Source organism: Gordonia sp. GONU, assembly GCF_024733855.1.
In the GTDB taxonomy this organism is placed as follows: Bacteria; Actinomycetota; Actinomycetes; order Mycobacteriales; family Mycobacteriaceae; genus Gordonia; species Gordonia amicalis.
Window position 1 is genome coordinate 11,335 of the sequence record NZ_JANRHB010000019.1, and the last position, 18,408, is coordinate 29,742.

An 18,408-nucleotide genomic window follows, 5' to 3' on the forward strand; every position below is an offset into this window, starting at 1 on the left:
TTTCCGGCGGCTACTTCCAGTACAGCGTCGAGCCGTCCGGTCCGGCCGTGGTGCTCACGAGTTTGGCGAAGCAGTGGTCGGGGTCGAAGCCCTGGGTTCGGCACCAGTTGTTCGCCTCCACCGGGCCGGGGAACGTCGCCGCCGCGACCGTCACCCACCAGCCCTGGTACGAGAACACCGGCCACTCATCACTCCACAGCAACCGAACATCGTTGAACCGCAGACGAAGTGCGAGGAACTCGTCGAGGATGGCCTGATCGTCCCAGGTACGACCGTCGGCCACCAGACCCGGACGTTTCGAGCTGAGCTGGGCAACCCAGCGGTTGTTCAGGTTGGCGAGGATGAAGGCGCGGTCGGCGTCGGCTTGCAGGCGAAGGGCGTCGACGCTGGTCGCGGTCACATCCGTGCCGGCCGGGAACGCGCCGCCCGTGGCGACCGACGATGCCGCCGGCATGCCCGAGCCCGGCGTGGCAAGCGAAGGTGGCGGCCCCGGCGTCGGGCCCTTGTCACAGTCGACGAGATACTGTCCCCCAGCCGAACCCGAGCCGGAGCCACCGGCAGAACCCGAACTCGGTCCGCTTCCGTTCAGCGTGTCGGGCAACCGGAAGAAACTGCCCGGCGGGTAGGTCAGCTCGAGATCGAGGGCGCCACCACCATCGGGCGCCGGGACGGCGAGCGGGGATCGCTGGAAGTCGAAGATGCCCGACGCGACCAGACCCCCGCCATCGGAGATGGTGATCCGGGTCTGCGGACCGAACAGGACGTCCCCGCCGGGACACTTCGCGGTGACCCTCATCGTGACGACGAGGCCACCGGTGGCGGTGCGGAACGACTGCGGGGTGAAGACCGGCGGCGACCCGCACGGTGTCACGTACTCCGTTCCCCCACCGCCGGAGCCGCGGTCGCTCGCCCGGGTGGTGCCCGGGACGATCGCGCGCGGACCCGTCGGGGCGAATCCGGTGATCGTGGTCGAGGTCAGCGTGACCAGACGGTCGCCGATGGCGAAGGTGCGTGCCGGGTCGACGTAGGTGTCGTCCTGCGCGACAACGTTCCCGATCGCGGTCGGCGGCATCGACCACACCGTGGACCCGGTCGCCAGATCGATGGCGACGACACCGTTGTCACGGGACGGCACGATGACGCGTTCACCGTCGGTGACCCCTTCACCCGTCCGTCCTCCATACGCACCCGCCGGGGCAGTCCAGCGCGGCCGGCCACTGTCGGCGTCCAGCGACACGACTTGCCCACTGTGCAGGTAGACGAACTCACGGTCATCGGCGACGAACCCCGTGACGATGCCGTTGGTGAAGTCGGGAATCGACCATGCGGTCTCGCCGTCGCGGAGATCGACGTACGCGCCACCAGCCAGCACCCGGTCACGCTGGCCGGGTGTCGCGACAGATGCGACCGCCAGGTAGACGCCCGGGAATTCTGCAGTGGTGCCGTCGGCGCGCAGGTGCACGACCGGCCCGTTCTGCGGCTGCCCACCGTTCATGCTGCCGCTCAACAACATCAGCGAGCCGTCCGCAAGGCGTCCGATGCCGGTCCGACCGGGGCTCGTATAGACCACACGTCCGTCGTCGGCCGACACCACCCCGATGACGCCGTCAGCGCTTGCGACGAACTTGTCAGTCGCCGTGAACTGCGACGAGTCCCCGCTCGGTAATGCCTCGGGAAGGGTCACCGTCTTCTGCCACTCGGTGCCCTGTGGCGTCAGCTTGATCAGCGTCATCTGGCCTTGCCCGCCACCGAACTGCCGCACGAATGCCGCGCTGCCGTTGAACGCGATGCCGAAGGCCGACCCCGGGACCGGCACACTGCCGGCCGAGCGTCCGGTTCGCGTGTCGATGAAGTGAGCGCCCGCGTTGCCGAGACACGCAATGGTGTGATCGACGATCGCGTCGGAACATGACGACACCGGCTCGTCGAACATCCACCGTTTTCCCGATGCGACATCGATCCCCAGCACACGGTGTCCGGAGGACGAGCTCCCGCGGTCCGCTCGGAGCAGGGTCACGAGTGTCTGGTCGTCGTGTACCGCGCCCAGGGTCTCGTATGACGATTCCATCGTCAGCGGTGACACATACGAGTCCGCCCCGAACGATCCCGACTCGACGGTCCACACCGCACTCGGCGCCGTGGGATACGACCCCGTCAACTGTCCGGCGAGCAGGTCGGGCTCCTCCGCGGACTGCGTCGTCTTCCACCACACGACGCCACCCACGACGAGGGCGAGCACGCATGCCAATGCGATCCCGGTGATGACATACGCCTTGGTGTTCGACCGGCGCGGAGGTGGCGGCTGCCAACCGGACGGTGGATACCCGGGAGGTGGATACCCCGGCGGCGGCTGCCGGCCGGGTGGTTGGTATCCCGGCGGTTGGTAGCCGGGCGGTGGATACCCGGGCGGTCCCATCGGGGGCGCGATGCCGGCGGGCGGATGGGGATTCTGGCCGAACTGCGTCGACGCGTACGGGTCGGGTTGCGCCGGCCCGGCGCCGGAGGGCGTCGTCGCGTGCGGGTCCGGGCGACTGTCCTTGTTCAGCGAGACCCCGGGTCCCACCGTGGGACGCGCAGGTTGGATGGACGTCGGCGACTCATCGGATGGCCGGGGCGCGTCGGCATCCCCATCGGACGGCGGACCCGGATGCGACATCTTCACAGTCAATCCCAATCGCACGCGTCCGAACTATCCCCTGCCCGGACGATTTCCCGGGTCAGCTCGCGCCGGCGGTGGGAACGTCTGCACGCCTCCGCGTTTCGTACCGTGCGAGCACCCAGGTGCACAGCGCGACCCACAGCACCCCGAAGATCCAGCCGGACACCACATCTGTCGTCCAGTGCACGCCGAGCTCAATTCGGGTGAGCCCCACGAGAATCGACAGCAGCGGTGCGAGCAGAAGAATCCACCGATGCCCGCGCACCCACGCGAAGCAGCGGTACGCCACCACCGCGCACAGACCGAACACGATCATCGTCATCATCGCGTGGCCCGACGGATAGGAGAACGAGTCGATGTTCAGCAACCGGTCCTCGATCGGCGGCCGGTTGCGCGCGAACCCGAATTTGAGTCCCTGCATCAGTGCGTAACCGAGGAGGGTTCCGACGCCGAGGTACACGGCGTCGACGCGCCGACCGGCGGCCGCCAGGCCGATCACCGCCAGGACGGTGAGTGTGGTCAGGATCAGGGTGTTGCCGAGAAGCGTGACGAACTCGGCGATCGTGTTCCACGGCTCGGCGCGATTCCGCACGACCCAGTCCCACACGTTCTCGTCGATCGTCGTCGGCGACAGGAACATCGGTCCGACCTTCCTCTCCTCCGGCGTGCCGGTAGCGCGACCGACTCTGACTGCACCGACCCTAACCCGACGCCGCGATCGTTCGACCGACCGACGCCGCGCACGTCGTGACCTGCCGAAACCCGACGCTCAAGCCGTCTTCAAGTGCGCCACAAGAGGCGAGACCGACAGTGGTCACCGTCAGCCCGAACCCCACACACCAGATGAGGACCCACCCGATGACGACCCACCCCGCCGCCACCACGTTCCCGATCCAGCTCCGCCTCCCCGGTCAGGCCGCCGCGCCCAACGGGCCGATCGACCCGTTCATGATGTACGTCCTCCACCACGCGTTCCGACGCGACCTCGCCGACTTCGCCGCGGCCGTACCCCGCACCAAGCTCGACGACGCCGGCACCTGGCGCGCTCTCGCCGACCGTTGGACGATGTTCGCCACGGCACTTCATCACCATCACAACGGCGAGGACGTCGAGCTGTGGCCGCTGCTCGAGGAGCGCTGCGACGACGCCGAGAAGCGCGTCCTCGAGGCGATGGATGCCGAACACGACCAGATCGACCCGATCCTCGAGGAGTGCCACGCCGGGTTCACGACGATGGCCGCCCACGCCGACGAGCAGACCCGTTCCGAGTTGGTCGACGCACTCGTCCGCGCCCAGCCGATCCTCGGCGATCACCTCGCCCACGAGGAGACCGACGCGATCGCCATCGTGCAGCGCCGGATGACGATGCACGACTGGGAGGAGTTCGAGGCCAAGATGGGCAAGCAGTCGGGCCTGGGCGAGATGCTGAGGATGAGCCCGATGATGGTCAAGGGTCTGTCCGACGCCGACCGCCAGGTGGTGTTCGCCCGCATCCCCGGCATCCTCAAGCTGCTCATCAAGCTCGGTGGACCGCGTTTCCGTCGGCTCGACGGCCGCGCCTTCTACTACCTCGACCGATGAGCAGGCGCCCAGGCGGCCCCGGCCGCTCGCATGATCACGAGCCCGACCCAGAAGCGCTGGCCGGCCGTGACGCACGCCCATCTGCTGGTTGTGTCCGGTTTCGACACGACGCCTCGCTTCGGTCGGTGTCGGCTCAACCGGCGTGGGGTGGGTCGGTGCGCGGCGGGAGGTCGCGATCCTGCAGCGGGTCCGGGGTTCGCCGGGACGTCACTTCGCGAGCGCACGCCCGATCACGAGACGCTGGATCTGGTTGGTGCCCTCGAAGATCTGCGTGATCTTCGCCTCGCGCATGTAGCGCTCGACCGGGAAGTCGCGGGTGTAGCCGTAGCCGCCGAAGACCTGCACCGCATCGGTGGTGACCTTCATGGCGGCGTCGGTCGCGACGAGCTTCGCGGTGGCCGCCGCCCGCGAGTATTCCATTCCCGCATCACGACGACGCGCCGCGTCGAGGTAGGTGGCGCGCGCCGAGTCGACGGCGGCGGCCATGTCGGCCAGCACGAACGACAAACCCTGATGGTCGATGATCTTGCGGCCGAACGCGGCTCGCTCCTGCGCGTAATCCACCGCCGCATCGAGAGCCGCCTGCGCCAGCCCGGTCGCCACGGCCGCGATGCCGAGCCGCCCGGAGTCCAACGCGGAGAACGCGATCTGCAGGCCCTGTCCCTCGGCACCGAGACGACGATCCTCGTCGATGAAGGCGTTGTCGTACGACGCCCCGGTGGTCGGGACCGCGTGCAGACCCATCTTGTCCTCGGGCTTGCCGAAGGTCAGACCCTCGGTGTCGCGGGCGACGAAGAGGCAGGAGATGCCCTTCGATCCTTCGCCGGTCCGCGCGAAGACGTTGTAGACGTCGGCGATACCGCCGTGGGTGATCCATGCCTTGGAGCCGGTCATGGTGTAACCACCCTCGGTGGGGGTGGCGCGGCACGCGAGCGCCGCGGCGTCGGACCCGGCCTGCGGCTCACTCAGGCTGTAGGCGCCGATCAGCTTGCCGTTCAACAGATCCGGGAGCCAGCGCTGCTTCTGCTCCTCGGTACCGAAGTTGAACAGCGGATGGCACGCGAGGCCGTGGACGCTGACAGCTACCGCGACCGACGCCCAGCGCGCACCGAGTTCTTCGAGCACCTGCAGGTAGACCTCGTACGGCTGACCGCCGCCGTCCCACTCGGTCGGGTACGGCAGGCCGAGGAGGCCGGCCTCACCCAGTTCGGCGAACAGCCCCTCCGGGTACTGCCGATCCTTCTCGTGCTGGTCGACGATCGGCTTCATCCGCTTGTCGGCGATGTCGCGGACCAGCGCGATCAGGTCGCGAGCCTCGTCGTTGGGGAGCAGACGGTCGACCGGCATCGGTACCTCCATGTCAGGGAGCTCAGGTAATCAAACTAGTACTCAAGTCCTCTGCACAGTACTATTTCGGAAGCGGTCAGTACAGCCGACGTAGTCGGGAGGAGTCGTATGCCACGCGAGGGGTTCGCGACGCGGCGTCGTGCCGCCCTGTTCGACGCCCTGCTCGAGCTGATCCTGCGCGACGGTTTCGCCCACCTGTCGATCGCCGACATCGCCGCCGAGCTCAGGTGCTCCAAGTCGACCCTCTACACCCTCGCGGCGAGCAAGGAACAGCTGGTCACGGCCACCGTCACCCACTTCTTCCGCACCGCGACCGAGCAGGTCGAAGCGCGGGTCGCGGCGTCGAACAGCCCACGCGAGCGGGTCATCGCATACCTGGTCGCCGTCGGTGAGGCGCTGTCACCGGCGTCGGAGGCGTTCATGCGAGACCTCGACGCCTTCACCCCGACCCGCTCGCTCTACGAACTCAACACCGCCGCGGCCGCGACCCGGGTACAGAAGCTGATCGCCGACGGTGTCGCCGCGGGCGACTTCCGCAACATCGACGCCGCCTTCGCCGCCGACCTCGCCGCCTCGATGATGAGTCGCATCCAGCGCCGCGAGGTGTGGGCCGCCACCGGCCTCGACGACGCCGCCGCATACCGCCAGCTCGCGAGCATCCTCACCGCGGGGATCGACGCGGGGAGGCCCCTGGCGCCTGAGGTGTGAGGAGCGCAAGCGACGAGCCACGAAGGCCTGGTGACATGCGTCGCCGGCCCTTCGAGGCTCGTCGCTATCGCTCCTCGCACCTCAGGGAGCAGGAGTTGCGTGCGACATCGGTCCGGCTTCAGGACGTAGGAGCCGCACGCCGCTCGAGATGCGTGACCCCGTCCTCGACCCACCAGCGCACGCGGACCTCGCTGTGCGAGTCCCCGTCGCGCACCCCAATCCACAACTCGTCATGCAACCGCACCTGGCCACGCGGTACCTCGACCCCGCGTTCGGCACCGAAACGCACCGCCTCGGGGTGGGCCCAGGTCGCGGTGTCGCCGGGGTCGCGGACGGTCGCGGTGTACTCCTCGGAACCGAGCGGCAGGTCGAGCAGCGTCGCCAGGACCTCGGCGTCGGCGGGAGTGATCGTCGGTCCGGCGAGAACCGCCTCCAGGTCCGGCACGGCCTGCAGGAACCACGGCTGGTCGACGACGACCGCGCGTTCGGTGACGATGCCGGCGATCGTCCGAACCCGTTCGGGCACCTCGACATCCGCGGGATCGATGACGCCGCGACGGCACGCCGCGACCACGGCGGCGTGCACCATCACCGCGGCACCGGCGGAGATGTCCCGCTCCGGATCGCCGAGGCGGGTCAGCAGGAGGTCGGCATCGACGGCGGTGTCGGGTTCCAGGCGTGCGAGCGCACCGACCAGCGCGTCGGCGTGCGGATGGTCGAGGGGGTCGATGATCCCGGCGAGGATCTCGTCCGACGGTGCGCGGTACTCCCCCAGCAGCAACCCGTCGACCTCGGCGTGCCGACGCAACCACCAGGAGGTGTACCCGTCCCGGTCGGCGAGCAGCGGCGCGATGTCCTCGTCTGTCGCCATCATGGTCAGCGCCTCGGACCAGGACCGGTCGTCGATCAGGTCGAGATCGCGTACCGCGGTGAGCCTTTCGGGCGCGTCGGGCAGCGTGTCCCACCAGTCCTCCTCATCGGGGAGGTCGTGGTCGGGAGCGACCGGCAGCTCGTCGTCGACGGTGAGGAAACCCCACCCGACGCCAAGCCGTCGCAGTTCGCCTGCGCCACACTCGGAGACGACCTCGTCGTCGACGACGCCGAACGGATGATCGTCGACGAGGACCGAGAGGAGCGGACTGTCGGGAAGCAGGAGTTCATCGGCGGGACGGAGTTCGCCGTCCGTGTCGAGCAGCGGCAGGGTGGCCAGCCACGTCGGTACCGCCGCGTCCGGGTCGGCGCGCAGTACCGCACAGATCTCGGCGGCCAACCCGTCGTCACCGGCGCCCTCGGGGTCGATGTCCTCGATCAGCACCCGCAGCGCCGGGTCGGCCAGCGCATCGGTGACGGAAAGTTCCTGCACGCCCAGACGTTCCAGCAGCGAGTGGCGGGCGTCGGTGTGGACGGTGGGAATCCACCGCATCGGGGTCGCGATGCGATCGCTGACGAAAAGGCCGCGAACCCCGACCGACATCCGGCCGTCCGACCGCGGAATCGGCAGCGCACCCAGTTCCTCGACCTCGCGTCCCGTGGACACGAGCGGCGCGAGCGCCTCGTACAGGTCGTGCCACCAGGACGGTTCATGCTGCAGACCGCCGAGTCGCTCGGCCAGCGCCGCCAGCCCCAACTCCTCGACCCCCAGCCGACCCATCGTCGGAAGGTGTTGCGCGAGAGAGATGTCGGGATGCACGAGGTCGGCGAAGTGTTCGGCGAGGATCTCGGCCAGGCGATCGGTGAGCCCGATGAGGACGACGGAACGCGAGGGCAACAACGCCTCGCCGTCGGCACCCGGCAACCACGCCGTGTCGCGGAGCTGCTCACGCACCGCCTCTATCAGCCTGACGTCGTCGCGATTCCGGGCGAGGTGCAGTTCCGGGACGAGTTGCAGTCGACGCACCGGGTCGAGGAGTAGCAGCAGGTCGACGTAACCGGCTGCGGCGTAACGGATCTCGGCCCGGGGGTGCAGGTGCCGACGGTCCGGGGTGAGCGCGAGGTCGGTGATACACCGACACGGCAGGCTCAGTTCGATGTCGGTGGGCGTGGGTGCGCGCAGGACATCGTGATCGGGTGTGCGACCGCCGTCGGCATCGACGAGCCAGCGTGTACCGCCACGCGTGACCTCCAGCCAGCGCTGCGTCGACGACGACCCGGCGCCGCTTACGGACACCGTGACGATCGCCGACGAGGCCTCGTCGTCGGCGACCCCTGGCCCGGCGGACCGCTCGGCCTCGATCTCCACACCGCCGACGGTGATCCGTTGCAGTGCAGCAAGTTCGACCACGAGATCGGGAGCCTGGGCCAGCATCGCCTCGATCAGCGGACCGGAGGGCTCACGCAGGCTCAGGACCACCTCGGTGTCGAAACCCTCAGCGGGTTCGACCTTCGACGGCCACACGAGCCGCAGGACCGGAACGGTGTCAACCGAAAGTCCGGCTTCCCGAACGGCTTCCACGGTTTCGGCACGGTCGAAGACGATCGATCCGGTGCGCGAGCGGACCTCGACACGGTCCGCGACCGTTGCGGTGGCGGTGAATCCGACGCCGAACCGTCCGATCTGACCGCCGGTGGGTGTCTTCGCCGACACCCGCAGCGCGGCGAGCGACCGGACGCCTTCGACAGTCAGCGGCTCACCGGTGTTCGCGACATGCAGCTCGTCACCATCCACCCAGATCGAGAGCTCGCCGACGACCCCCGCCGCAGCCGCGGCGTCGGCGGCGTTGGCCGCCAGTTCGGTGAGCAGACGGTCGCGGTATCCGACCGTCACCAGATCAGCCTCGGCGGCGGCATCCTCGGCGAGGCGTGTCGGCGAGGCCACCCACCCGTCGAGCGTCGACGACCGCAGCGCGGCGGTGCCGAACGGATCGGCGCTCATGGGTGAGGGCGTGTCGCTCAGGAGTTCGCCGGTTCGGCGTCCCGGGTGATCGAGATGATCTCGAGGGCACCGTCGTCGTAGGCGTCGTACGCGGGTGAACCGTCACCCTTCGGAGCCTGGACGTCGGAGTGTGCGCCGCAGCCGTACTCGGCGGAGACCACCCGACCATCGGCCGCGTACTCGTTGGTGCAGGCACCGAACCCGGCGCGCAACGCGCCCGCGAGCGGCACGTAGAAACCACAGGTGCAGCACGAGAACGGGGCCGCCTGCGCCATCTCCGACGACGGACCGAAGTCGCCGTCGTACCAGCGCTGCGCGGCGTCGGCGCGGCCGTCGTAGCTCAGCAGCCGGCGGCGGCCGAGGCCGATCTCGCCGGCCACCTGGCCGATGTCGTCAGGGTCCTCGGACTCGGAGTCAAAGCGGAACTCGTCGCCGGTGTCGATCTGATTGGGCACCAGACGCGGGTCGTCGGGCTCGGCGGCCAGCAGATCGCCGGGCGCGAGATCGCCGGACGAGACGCGCTCGGCCCACGGCACCCACGGGGGCGCAAGGAGCGAACCGTCGCCCGGCAGCAGCACGACCTCACTGAGGGTGATCTCGTCGCTGCCCGGCGATCCGGCCAGCACGACACACCACTGCCACCCGCGATAGCCAGCGAGCTCGGCGTCGAAATAGTGTGCGGCAGCCCACTCGCCCTCGGCCACGCTGCGCCGATGTGCCCCGGGCTGCTGTCCGTCGTCGACCAGCGCGGCTCGTGCGATGTCGACGGCAGCCAGCAGTCGTCCGCCCTCACTTACGTCAGTCACGGTTCCAGTGTGCAATATCGCCGACGTGTGCCACACAACGACCCGCTTCAAGCGGCACCGGCACGATATGAGGAACAATCGTGTGCGTGATCCCACGGAGTTCCCGACACGACGATGGGCGCGGGGCCCCCAGGGGTCCGGCGAGCCAGCCTCAACCGCCGACCGATGATCGCGGCCGACGTGCCGCGCAGCACCCCGGGTCGGCGAACTACCCGGCCGACGAGACCCGCCAGATGAGGGCAGGCCGGCCGGCACCCGGCTGGGGACCGCCGCCCGGCCCGGGCCCCGGCCGCAACGCTTACCTGCCCCCGCCCACACACAATCCGCATCTACCGCCGCTCGACGATCGAGGTCAGCCGTTCCACGACGAGACGGCGACCCGCGCGATGCCCACCGAGCACGGGCCCCGAACGCCCGAGAAGCTCACCGTGATGCGCGTCGCCGCGATGCGCAGCCGCGAGCTGACGAGCAAGGGCATCGGCAAGATCCATCAGGCCGCGACCGCCGACGGTGCCGACCAGTCCGGCCTCACCGCGCTCACCCTCCCGGTGATCGCGAACTTCGCCGCCGACGCCGCGATGGCCGTCGCGCTGGCCAACACCCTGTTCTTCGCCGCCGCATCGGGTGAATCCAAGACCAACGTCGCGCTGTATCTGGCGCTGACGATCGCCCCGTTCGCGCTCATCGCTCCCCTGATCGGTCCGCTGCTCGACCGGCTCCAGCGCGGACGTCGCATCGCGATGGCCACGACCTTCGGCCTGCGCGTCGTGCTGGCCCTGCTGATCATGACCAACGTCCAGTGGAACGACGCCACCCAGCAACTCGAATACGACCCGTGGGTGCTCTATCCCTGCGCTCTGGGGTTGCTGGTCCTGTCGAAATCCTTCGGCGTGCTCAAATCGGCGGTCACCCCGCGCGTGGTGCCACCGACCATCGACCTGCCGCGCGTCAACTCCCGCCTGACCACGTTCGGACTGATCGGCGGCACCATCGTCGGCGGTGCGTTCGCCGCGCTCGTCGAGATGCTGCTCGGCAAATTGCTGCCGCTGCATCTGCCGGGAGCCATGGTGTGGCTGGCGATCGTCGCCGCGGCCGGGGCGTACCAGTGCATGCGCATCCCGTCGTGGGTCGAGTCGACCGAGGGCGAGATCCCCACGACCCTGACCTACCACGGTGAACCGGCCCGTTCGAGCACCCCCGAACACGAGCCGACCAGCGCTCGCGAGGGTGCGAAGATGCTGGCCGCCAAGATGCGTCAGCCGCTGGGCCGCACCGTCGTGGCCGGCCTCTGGGGCAACGGCACCATCCGGATCCTCACCGGCTTCCTGACGCTGTTCGTGGCGTTCTACGCCAAGTCCCAGCAGGGCGATGCGTCGGACTGGACGCAGTTGCTGCTGCTCGGCGCGGTCGGTGCCGCGGCGGGCGTGGGCAACATGATCGGCAACGGCGTCGGCACCAGGCTGGAACTGAAGAATCCGCCGAACATCATCGTGTGGTCGACCGCCGCCTGCTTCGTCGTCGCGGTCCTCGCGGCCGTCTTCGGCAACATCGCCGCGGCCGCTGTCGCCGCGCTCGTCGCCTCGGGCACCAGTGCAATCGGCAAGGTGTGCCTCGACTCATCGATCCAGGACGACCTGCCCGACGAGTCGCGCGCATCGGCGTTCGGCCGCTCGGAGACGGTTCTGCAGCTGTCGTGGGTGTTCGGCGCGTCGCTGGGTGTGCTGCTGCCCCCGACCCTGTGGATCGGGTTCACCGTCGTCTCGGTGCTACTGGGCCTCGGGCTGCTCCAGACGGTGCTGACGACCTGCGGTTCGTCGCTGGTGCCCGGTCTGGGTGGTCGACGCCCCGACCATGCCGCACCGACCGTCGCGTTCCGGGCGGCCGGCGCGGACGACGCCGCGCAGTCCCGCCGGACCAGCCCGGGATCGGCGCCGACCCGGCCGCACACCCAGCGGCCGTCCACCACGCGGATGCCGTCGACGGCACCCTTCCCGAACTCCGGTGACCGGCCCCACGGTGACCGCCAGGCCCCCGACCAGACAGGACATCGCAGACAGTGATCAGCAGTGGAGAGAAGAAGGCACTCGCGATCATCGCGATCGTGGTGGTCGCGTTCGTCGCGGTGGTCGGCACCTCGGTGTTCCTGTTGACTCGCAACTCCACGCACGACGACAAGCCCTACCTGCACATCGCCGTCGGGAAGAACCTCTACACCGTCGAACCGGTGCGCTGGTGCGACCTGATGCTCGACGAATGCGACCCGCCGCTCGGCACGTCGCAGCGCGAGGCGCCCCGGGTTCCGGTGGCGGTCGGCGACACGGTGATGCTGTCGGTCTCCGGTGACATCTCGCAGGGTCCGTGGAACCTGGCCGCCGTCTACTGGACGCCGAGGGGACTCGTCGAGGACGAGCAACCCCAGGCGTCGGGCGAGACCTACACGGTCACGTTGAAGACAGCACCGGAATACGTCCTGCTGGGGATCACCGTCTACCCGGCGTCGGCCAGGCTGACGCGGAACGACGAGATCATCCCGCGCGGCGTGCTGGCAGCAGAGACCGCACCGCAGGAGTTCCAGAAGTACCTCGGCTGAGGAACGGGCGGCTCGTCGAACTCAGTGCTCGAGTTCGCGGGCCACCGCGCGCACGACCTCGGAGATCCGCTGCGCGGTCTTGCGATCGGGGTAGCGCCCCTTGCGCAGGTCCGGCTGCACCTTGCCCTCGAGCAGGGTGATCAGATCTGCGACCATGCCGTGAAGTTCGTCGGGGGTGTGCCGCTTGACGTCCTTACGAGCGGCCTCGCGCACGTTCTTGGACACGCTCGGCGCGGGTTCGAGGACCTTGACGCTCAGCGCCTGCGGCCCGCGGCGACCGGCGGCCATGCCGAACTCCACGCGCTGCCCGGGTTTGAGGGCCTCCACCCCGTCGGGCAGGGCAGACGCACGGACATAGACGTCCTCGCCGTCCTCCTGCGCGAGGAAGCCGAAGCCCTTGTCCGCGTCGTACCACTTCACCTTGCCGGTCGGCACTGTGCTCACCCTCATCTGTACGTCGTGATCTCGTCAAAGATCTGCCTGTCACAACAAAAGACGCCGTGACCCATCTCTACAGCCCCCGGGAAGTCCGTAAGGGCCCAGACGGATGCAAGGCGCCTGCTGCCCCATGGTAGCCAACACCCCACCGCCGGTCACACCATTACCTCCGCGCACCCCGTTCCACCCATCACTCGGCGTCGTCTGCCGACGAGTGCACTACCGTGGATGGCATGCAGAAGACGACGTCCCCACGGTTGCTGCAGGTGGCCATGGTGATCTTCGCGATCGGACTCATCGCTCTCGTGGCGCTGTTCGTGACCCCGCTCCTCACCGACGGCGACACCGCCCCGACCTTCGTCTACCTGCTGACCATGTGCGCACCTCTGGGTTTTCTCCTCGGCCTGGTGTACGCACTCCGTGCCGGACGCCGAGCCAGGTGAGGACCGTGACAGCGACCATCGACACCACTCCAGACCTTGCCCCCGTCTCCGACGCCAAGGCCCTCCGGGAGGCGTTCAGCTGCTTCCCGAGCGGCGTCGTGGCGGTGTGTTGCCTACGGGGTGAGGGAGATTCGACCACGCTGATCGGAATGGCGGCGAGTTCCTTCACGACCGTCTCCCTCGACCCGCCGCTGGTGTCGGTGTGCGTCCAGAACACGTCGACGACGTGGCCGCAGATCCGTACCGCGCCGGCCATCGGGGTCAGTGTCTTCGCCGGCGACCAGACCGACGTCTGCAAGCAGCTCGCCGGTCCGGCGGAGCGCCGGTTCGACGGCATCACGCCGCTGAGCACCGACGCCGGGGCGGTGTTCGTCCCCGATGCGGCCGCCCACCTGTCGTGCAGCATCCACAACGAGATCCAGGCGGGCGACCACACCGTGGTGCTGCTGGAGATCAACACCCTGCGTGCCGATCCCGGTGTCGAGCCACTCGTGTTCCACGCCAGCACCTTCCGCGCTCTCGAAGCCCGCAAGGGTCCGAACGCCACGTGATCCGCAGGTCAGCATGAGCACGGTCGGCCTCGGGATTCCGATGCCACGGCCGCACTCGGCCGGGGCATCCGCCGACGCTCCCACGCAGGGCCCCCTGCGTGACACGTTCGGGCGGGTGGCGAAGGACCTTCGCGTCTCGGTGACCGACCGGTGCAACCTGCGCTGTACCTATTGCATGCCCGCCGAGGGCCTCGACTGGATGCCGACCGAGGCGGTGCTGAGCGCTGACGAGCTGATCCGGGTGCTGACCGTCGCGGTCCGCGACCTGGGGATCGAACGCATCCGGTTCACCGGCGGCGAGCCGCTGCTGCGGGGCGACCTCGAGCAGATCATCGGTGCCGTCTCCGCACTGCCGCAACGCCCGGAGATCGCGATGACCACCAACGGTCTCGGACTCTCCCGGCGGATCGACGGGCTCGTGGCGGCCGGCCTCAACCGCATCAACATCTCCCTCGACACCGTCGACCGGGAACGATTCGCCGAGATCACCCGACGCGACCGGCTCGACGACGTGCTGACGGGTCTGGCGGCCGCCAGACGCGCGGGACTCGACCCCGTCAAGGTCAACGCCGTGATCCCCGACCGCGCCGACCTCGACGCCGTACCGGATCTCCTCGCCTACTGCCTGGAGCACGGCTACGAGCTGCGCATCATCGAACAGATGCCACTCGACGCCGATCACGCCTGGCAGCGATCCCGGATGGTGACCGCCGACGAGATCCTGGCGACCCTGCGCACACGGTTCACCCTGCTGCCCGATCCGGCACCGCGCGGCAGCGCGCCGGCGGCCACGTGGCTCGTCGACGGCCATCGGACGTCCCGGGGCCCGGCAAAGGTCGGGGTGATCGCGTCGGTCACCCGCCCGTTCTGCGGCGACTGCGACCGCACCCGGCTGACCGCCGACGGCTCGCTGCGCAACTGCCTGTTCGCGTCCTCGGAAACAGATCTGCGCACCACCCTGCGAACCCTGCCCGACGACGAGGTCGACGCGGCCGTGGCGGCGCTGTGGCGCACCGACATGTGGCAGAAGGCGCCCGGGCACGAGGTGAACGCCGCCGGCTTCCAGCAGCCGTCGCGGCCCATGTCCGCCATCGGTGGATAGGCTCGGGTTCCGATGAACCTCACCGTCCGCTTCTTCGCCGCCGCGCGCGCCGCCGCCGGCACCGAGTCGCGGGTCGTCGACATCGACCCGGCGACCACCCTCGGAGACCTCGAGTCGACACTGTCCGCCGGCAACCCCGGATTGGCGACGGTTCTCGAGCGTTGCTCCTACCTCCGCGACGAGATCGCGCTCACTGACCGTTCACAGCCGCTCGGCATCTGCTCGACACTGGACGTCCTCCCGCCGTTTGCCGGTGGTTGATACCACTTCGGGCATGTGACCTTTGTCACATAACGGAGTGGTAACGAGCAGGCCACGGGAGCGCATCCGGCCCGATGAACTGGGATGACGCCGAAAGTGGGTCGGGAGACCAGGATCTGGCGCGAAAATCAGTTGCGAACTAGCAGGTGAATCACTCCATCGAACGACGTACTGTACGAAGCGACCTTCTCGAAGGTCACGGTAAGGAAACAGAACATACGTCCTGCCGGCCGCGCCGAGCCTCGCTCCGCCGGTGGGAACGACCGAACGAATCTAGGAGCGAGGACGGGGGACCCAACCTCATCCCCTGAGACCGGGCACCACACCAGGTGTCCTCGGGGTTAAGTCCCAGGCGCAGAACCGTGATTAACATTCACGGGGACGCACTGGGGCCGAGCAACCTCTCGCTCGAACCCGACAGCTGACTTCGTAGGCGCGTGGAGAGAGGAATCGATCTATGACCGGACGTCACCGCAAGCAGACGACCAGCTCGACCACCAAGACCATCACCAAGGTCGCCCTCACCGGCGCCGCCCTCGGTGGCGGAGCCGCCCTCATGGGCACCGGTACCGCGAACGCCGCGACCGACGCCGAATGGAACAAGGTCGCCCAGTGTGAGTCCGGCGGTAACTGGGCCATCAACACCGGCAACGGCTACCACGGCGGCCTGCAGTTCTCGCCGAGCACCTGGAGCGGCCACGGCGGCGGCGAGTTCGCCCCGACCGCCGAGCAGGCCACCCGCGAGGAGCAGATCGTCGTCGCCGAGCGCGTGCTCGCTTCGCAGGGCAAGGGCGCATGGCCCACCTGCGGCGTCGGCCTCTCGGGTCACACCCCGCGCACCGCGCCGAGCGATGTCCCGGCCCCGATCGTCAAGCAGCTCCAGGACGGCAACGGCAGCTTCAGCCTCGTCAAGGCCCCTGAGGCCAAGACCACCGACGACGTCGCCAACCAGGTCACCTCGGTCCTCACCGACTCCGGCGTGAGCCCCGAGGTCAAGAACCTCTGGAACGCCGCCAAGAGCAGCGGTGTCTCGCTGAGTCCCGAACAGATCAAGCTCTTCAACGACAACAAGCACCTGCTGCCCAACCCCTGATCTGCAGGTAGCCCGGACACCGATTCGGAGCAACGCAGAGGGCCACAGACAAAGGGCCCCGCACGATGAGCGATCCGTGCGGGGCCCTTTTCCAATTCTTCACGCTCCCTGAGGTGCGAAGAGCGATAGCGACGAGCCATCTCCTGCTCCCTGAGGTGCGAGGAGCGATAGCGACGAGCCTCGAAGGGCTAGGCCGAGTTGATCCACTCCTCGGTGCCGTCGTCGTAGTACTGGTGCTTCCAGACCGGCAGACGCGCCTTCACCTCGTCGACGAGCCGCGCGCACGTCTCGAATGCGGCGCGGCGATGGTCGGCGGCCACGGTCACCACGAAGGCGACATCCCCGATCTCGAGTTCTCCGACGCGGTGCGAGACCGCGACCGCGCGCACACCGTCGACCGACGAGACCTCCTCGACGACCTCGGTCAGCACCCTGGACGCCGTCGGATGGGCGGAATAGTCGAGAGCGGCGACGTTCCGGCCGCCGTCGTGGTCGCGGACCGCGCCCACGAAGCCGACGATCGCGCCGGCCTTCCCGTCGGCGGCGTCGGCGACCATCGCCTCGTGGTCGGCGAGCCCGATCGGCTCCTCCGACACCGCGGTGTGTACGACTACGGTCATTCGCGAATCCTGTCCTGTCGCGGGACGATCAGTGATCCCCGCCGCGGATCTGATCGAGTGCGTGGTGCACGACGTCCGTGAGGACGGTCAGGCCGTCCCGTACGCCCCCGGTCGAGCCGGGCAGGTTCACCACCAGTGTCGTCCCGGCGACGCCGGCGAGGCCGCGTGAGAGCACGGCGGTCGGGACCGTGGGCAGTCCGGCCGCACGGATGGCGTCGGCCAGGCCGGGGATCTCGACGTCGAGCAGCGGTCGCGTCTCCTCGGGGGTGCGGTCGGTGGGTGAGAGACCTGTTCCGCCGGTGGTGATCACGAGGTCGACGCCGGCGTACACGGCGGCACGGATCGCGGCGCCCACGGGCGGCCCGTCGGCCACCACATCGCGTTCGGCGACGCGGAAACCCTGCTCGACGAGCCAGCCCTCGATGATCGGACCGGTGCGGTCCGGGTAGATCCCGGTACTCGCGCGCGTCGACGCGACGACGATCTGCGCGACGCGTCGTCGTGCGGGGTCGGGCGGCGTGTTCTCAGCCATCGGCCGGGTCGTCCCGGTACCAGTCGCCGGATTTGCCGCCGGTCTTCTCGAGCAGGCGGATCCCGTCCATGCGCGCCCGCTTGTCCACGGACTTGACCATGTCGTGCAGCGTCAACCCGGTGACGGCCACCGCGGTCAGTGCCTCCATCTCGACGCCCGTCTGGCCGGACGTGGCGACGGTCGCGGTCACGTCGATGGAGTCGGTGCCGATGGTGAAGTCGACCTCCACCGACGACAACGCCAGCTGATGGCAGAGCGGGATCAGCTCGTCGGTGCGTTTGGCCGCCATGATCCCGGCGATGCGCGCGGTCGCGAGAACATCGCCCTTGGGCAGCTTCGACTCACTGAGCAGACCGATCACCTCGGCCGTGGTGTGAAAGGTGCCGCCGGCGATCGCACGACGCTTCGTCGGGGCCTTGTGTCCCACGTCGACCATGCGCGCCGTCCCGGCGTCGTCGATGTGCGTCAGGCGACCGGCGTCGGCACCCTCACCCGAAAAGACCGACCCGCCGCCGTCATCTCCGGTGGTCGGCATCGGTATCAGCGGTTGACGACCGTCTTCGACTGCACGAAGGGCAGATCGTCGACCGGGAGCGGGAACTCGACTTCACCGAACGGGGACAGTGCACCCGAGATGTGCGTCGCGAGTTCGGAGACCGCATGGTCGGCGGCGTCACCGTTGTCATCCTGGGGCCAGCCGTTGTCGACGTAGCGCTTCTTGCCGGCCTTCTCACCACTGTTGTTTGCCACGGGAGCATTGTGCCACGCCATTCGAATGAAGAAGTGCCGTGTCCGGGGCATGGCG

At 68.8% G+C, this 18,408-nt stretch carries 19 protein-coding genes and 1 riboswitch; of the genes, 9 read left to right on the forward strand and 10 right to left on the reverse strand.

Features of this window, described 5'->3' with window-relative positions; translation table 11 throughout:
- Positions 1–10: 10 nt before the first annotated feature.
- Together NWF34_RS16515 and NWF34_RS16520 are read right to left on the reverse strand one after the other, a co-directional pair.
- Positions 11–2,656, reverse strand: a complete 2,646-nt coding sequence (locus NWF34_RS16515; RefSeq protein WP_258325529.1) for a PQQ-binding-like beta-propeller repeat protein — start codon at positions 2,654–2,656, stop codon at positions 11–13.
- A 61-nt stretch (positions 2,657–2,717) separates the two neighbouring features.
- Complete coding sequence (locus NWF34_RS16520) at positions 2,718–3,299, reverse strand: phosphatase PAP2 family protein (protein WP_096273349.1); 582 nt, start codon at positions 3,297–3,299, stop codon at positions 2,718–2,720.
- 218 nt (positions 3,300–3,517) lie between these two features.
- Here NWF34_RS16520 and NWF34_RS16525 point away from each other — a divergent pair, with 218 nt between their 5' ends.
- Positions 3,518–4,240: a hemerythrin domain-containing protein gene (locus NWF34_RS16525; RefSeq protein WP_258325530.1), complete on the forward strand. Its 723-nt coding sequence runs from the start codon at positions 3,518–3,520 to the stop codon at positions 4,238–4,240.
- 207 nt (positions 4,241–4,447) lie between these two features.
- Here the strand turns inward: NWF34_RS16525 and NWF34_RS16530 are convergent, their stop codons facing one another.
- Positions 4,448–5,587, reverse strand: a complete 1,140-nt coding sequence (locus tag NWF34_RS16530; RefSeq protein ID WP_127963609.1) for an acyl-CoA dehydrogenase family protein — start codon at positions 5,585–5,587, stop codon at positions 4,448–4,450.
- Positions 5,588–5,695: 108 nt separating this feature from the next.
- Between NWF34_RS16530 and NWF34_RS16535 the strand changes: the two genes are divergently transcribed.
- A complete protein-coding gene (locus tag NWF34_RS16535; protein WP_258325531.1) occupies positions 5,696–6,295 on the forward strand; it encodes a TetR/AcrR family transcriptional regulator in 600 nt (199 codons plus the stop codon).
- 118 nt (positions 6,296–6,413) lie between these two features.
- Here NWF34_RS16535 and NWF34_RS16540 read toward each other — a convergent pair whose 3' ends face one another.
- Positions 6,414–9,167: a sacsin N-terminal ATP-binding-like domain-containing protein gene (locus NWF34_RS16540; protein ID WP_258325532.1), complete on the reverse strand. Its 2,754-nt coding sequence runs from the start codon at positions 9,165–9,167 to the stop codon at positions 6,414–6,416.
- Between the two features lie 17 nt (positions 9,168–9,184).
- The gene (locus NWF34_RS16545) at positions 9,185–9,973 is read right to left on the reverse strand and encodes a DUF3027 domain-containing protein (RefSeq protein WP_024499895.1); all 789 of its coding nucleotides are present in this window, start codon (positions 9,971–9,973) and stop codon (positions 9,185–9,187) included.
- A gap of 233 nt (positions 9,974–10,206) precedes the next feature.
- Between NWF34_RS16545 and NWF34_RS16550 the strand changes: the two genes are divergently transcribed.
- Both NWF34_RS16550 and NWF34_RS16555 read left to right on the forward strand, forming a co-directional pair.
- Positions 10,207–12,033, forward strand: coding sequence for an MFS transporter (locus NWF34_RS16550; RefSeq protein WP_258325533.1), 1,827 nt, complete (start codon positions 10,207–10,209; stop codon positions 12,031–12,033).
- Entirely contained in the window at positions 12,030–12,563 is a 534-nt protein-coding gene (locus tag NWF34_RS16555; RefSeq protein WP_024499893.1) for a DUF2771 family protein, read from the forward strand. Before NWF34_RS16550 ends, NWF34_RS16555 begins: the two co-directional genes overlap by 4 nt.
- A 21-nt stretch (positions 12,564–12,584) precedes the next feature.
- On the opposite strand, the gene NWF34_RS16560 is transcribed toward NWF34_RS16555, so the two are convergent.
- Positions 12,585–12,998 (reverse strand): cold-shock protein, encoded by a 414-nt coding sequence (locus NWF34_RS16560; RefSeq protein WP_006438218.1) that lies wholly within the window; start codon positions 12,996–12,998, stop codon positions 12,585–12,587.
- A 236-nt stretch (positions 12,999–13,234) separates the two neighbouring features.
- On the opposite strand from NWF34_RS16560, the gene NWF34_RS16565 reads away from it, so the two are divergent.
- From NWF34_RS16565 to NWF34_RS16585, 5 genes are all read left to right on the forward strand, one after another.
- Positions 13,235–13,444 carry a hypothetical protein gene (locus NWF34_RS16565; protein ID WP_024499892.1) on the forward strand — a complete coding sequence of 70 codons (210 nt, stop codon included), beginning with the start codon at positions 13,235–13,237 and terminating at the stop codon, positions 13,442–13,444.
- Between the two features lie 5 nt (positions 13,445–13,449).
- Positions 13,450–13,995, forward strand: coding sequence for a flavin reductase family protein (locus tag NWF34_RS16570; protein WP_006438215.1), 546 nt, complete (start codon positions 13,450–13,452; stop codon positions 13,993–13,995).
- 13 nt (positions 13,996–14,008) lie between these two features.
- Positions 14,009–15,097 (forward strand): GTP 3',8-cyclase MoaA, encoded by a 1,089-nt coding sequence (moaA, locus tag NWF34_RS16575; RefSeq protein ID WP_024499891.1) that lies wholly within the window; start codon positions 14,009–14,011, stop codon positions 15,095–15,097.
- 12 nt (positions 15,098–15,109) lie between these two features.
- Entirely contained in the window at positions 15,110–15,358 is a 249-nt protein-coding gene (locus NWF34_RS16580; protein ID WP_024499890.1) for a MoaD/ThiS family protein, read from the forward strand.
- 251 nt (positions 15,359–15,609) lie between these two features.
- Positions 15,610–15,810, forward strand: a riboswitch (cyclic di-AMP (ydaO/yuaA leader).
- Between the two features lie 5 nt (positions 15,811–15,815).
- Positions 15,816–16,451: a transglycosylase family protein gene (locus tag NWF34_RS16585; RefSeq protein ID WP_024499889.1), complete on the forward strand. Its 636-nt coding sequence runs from the start codon at positions 15,816–15,818 to the stop codon at positions 16,449–16,451.
- 188 nt (positions 16,452–16,639) lie between these two features.
- Here NWF34_RS16585 and NWF34_RS16590 read toward each other — a convergent pair whose 3' ends face one another.
- The 4 genes from NWF34_RS16590 to NWF34_RS16605 are packed head-to-tail and all read right to left on the reverse strand — an operon-like array spanning position 16,640 to position 18,374.
- Positions 16,640–17,071 (reverse strand): molybdenum cofactor biosynthesis protein MoaE, encoded by a 432-nt coding sequence (locus tag NWF34_RS16590; RefSeq protein ID WP_006438211.1) that lies wholly within the window; start codon positions 17,069–17,071, stop codon positions 16,640–16,642.
- Between the two features lie 28 nt (positions 17,072–17,099).
- Positions 17,100–17,603, reverse strand: coding sequence for a molybdenum cofactor biosynthesis protein B (locus NWF34_RS16595; RefSeq protein ID WP_024499888.1), 504 nt, complete (start codon positions 17,601–17,603; stop codon positions 17,100–17,102).
- Positions 17,596–18,138 (reverse strand): cyclic pyranopterin monophosphate synthase MoaC, encoded by a 543-nt coding sequence (gene moaC / locus NWF34_RS16600; RefSeq protein ID WP_024499887.1) that lies wholly within the window; start codon positions 18,136–18,138, stop codon positions 17,596–17,598. The genes NWF34_RS16595 and moaC overlap by 8 nt, the downstream gene beginning before the upstream one ends.
- Positions 18,139–18,143: 5 nt before the next feature.
- Positions 18,144–18,374: a hypothetical protein gene (locus NWF34_RS16605; protein WP_006438208.1), complete on the reverse strand. Its 231-nt coding sequence runs from the start codon at positions 18,372–18,374 to the stop codon at positions 18,144–18,146.
- Positions 18,375–18,408 lie beyond the last annotated feature (34 nt).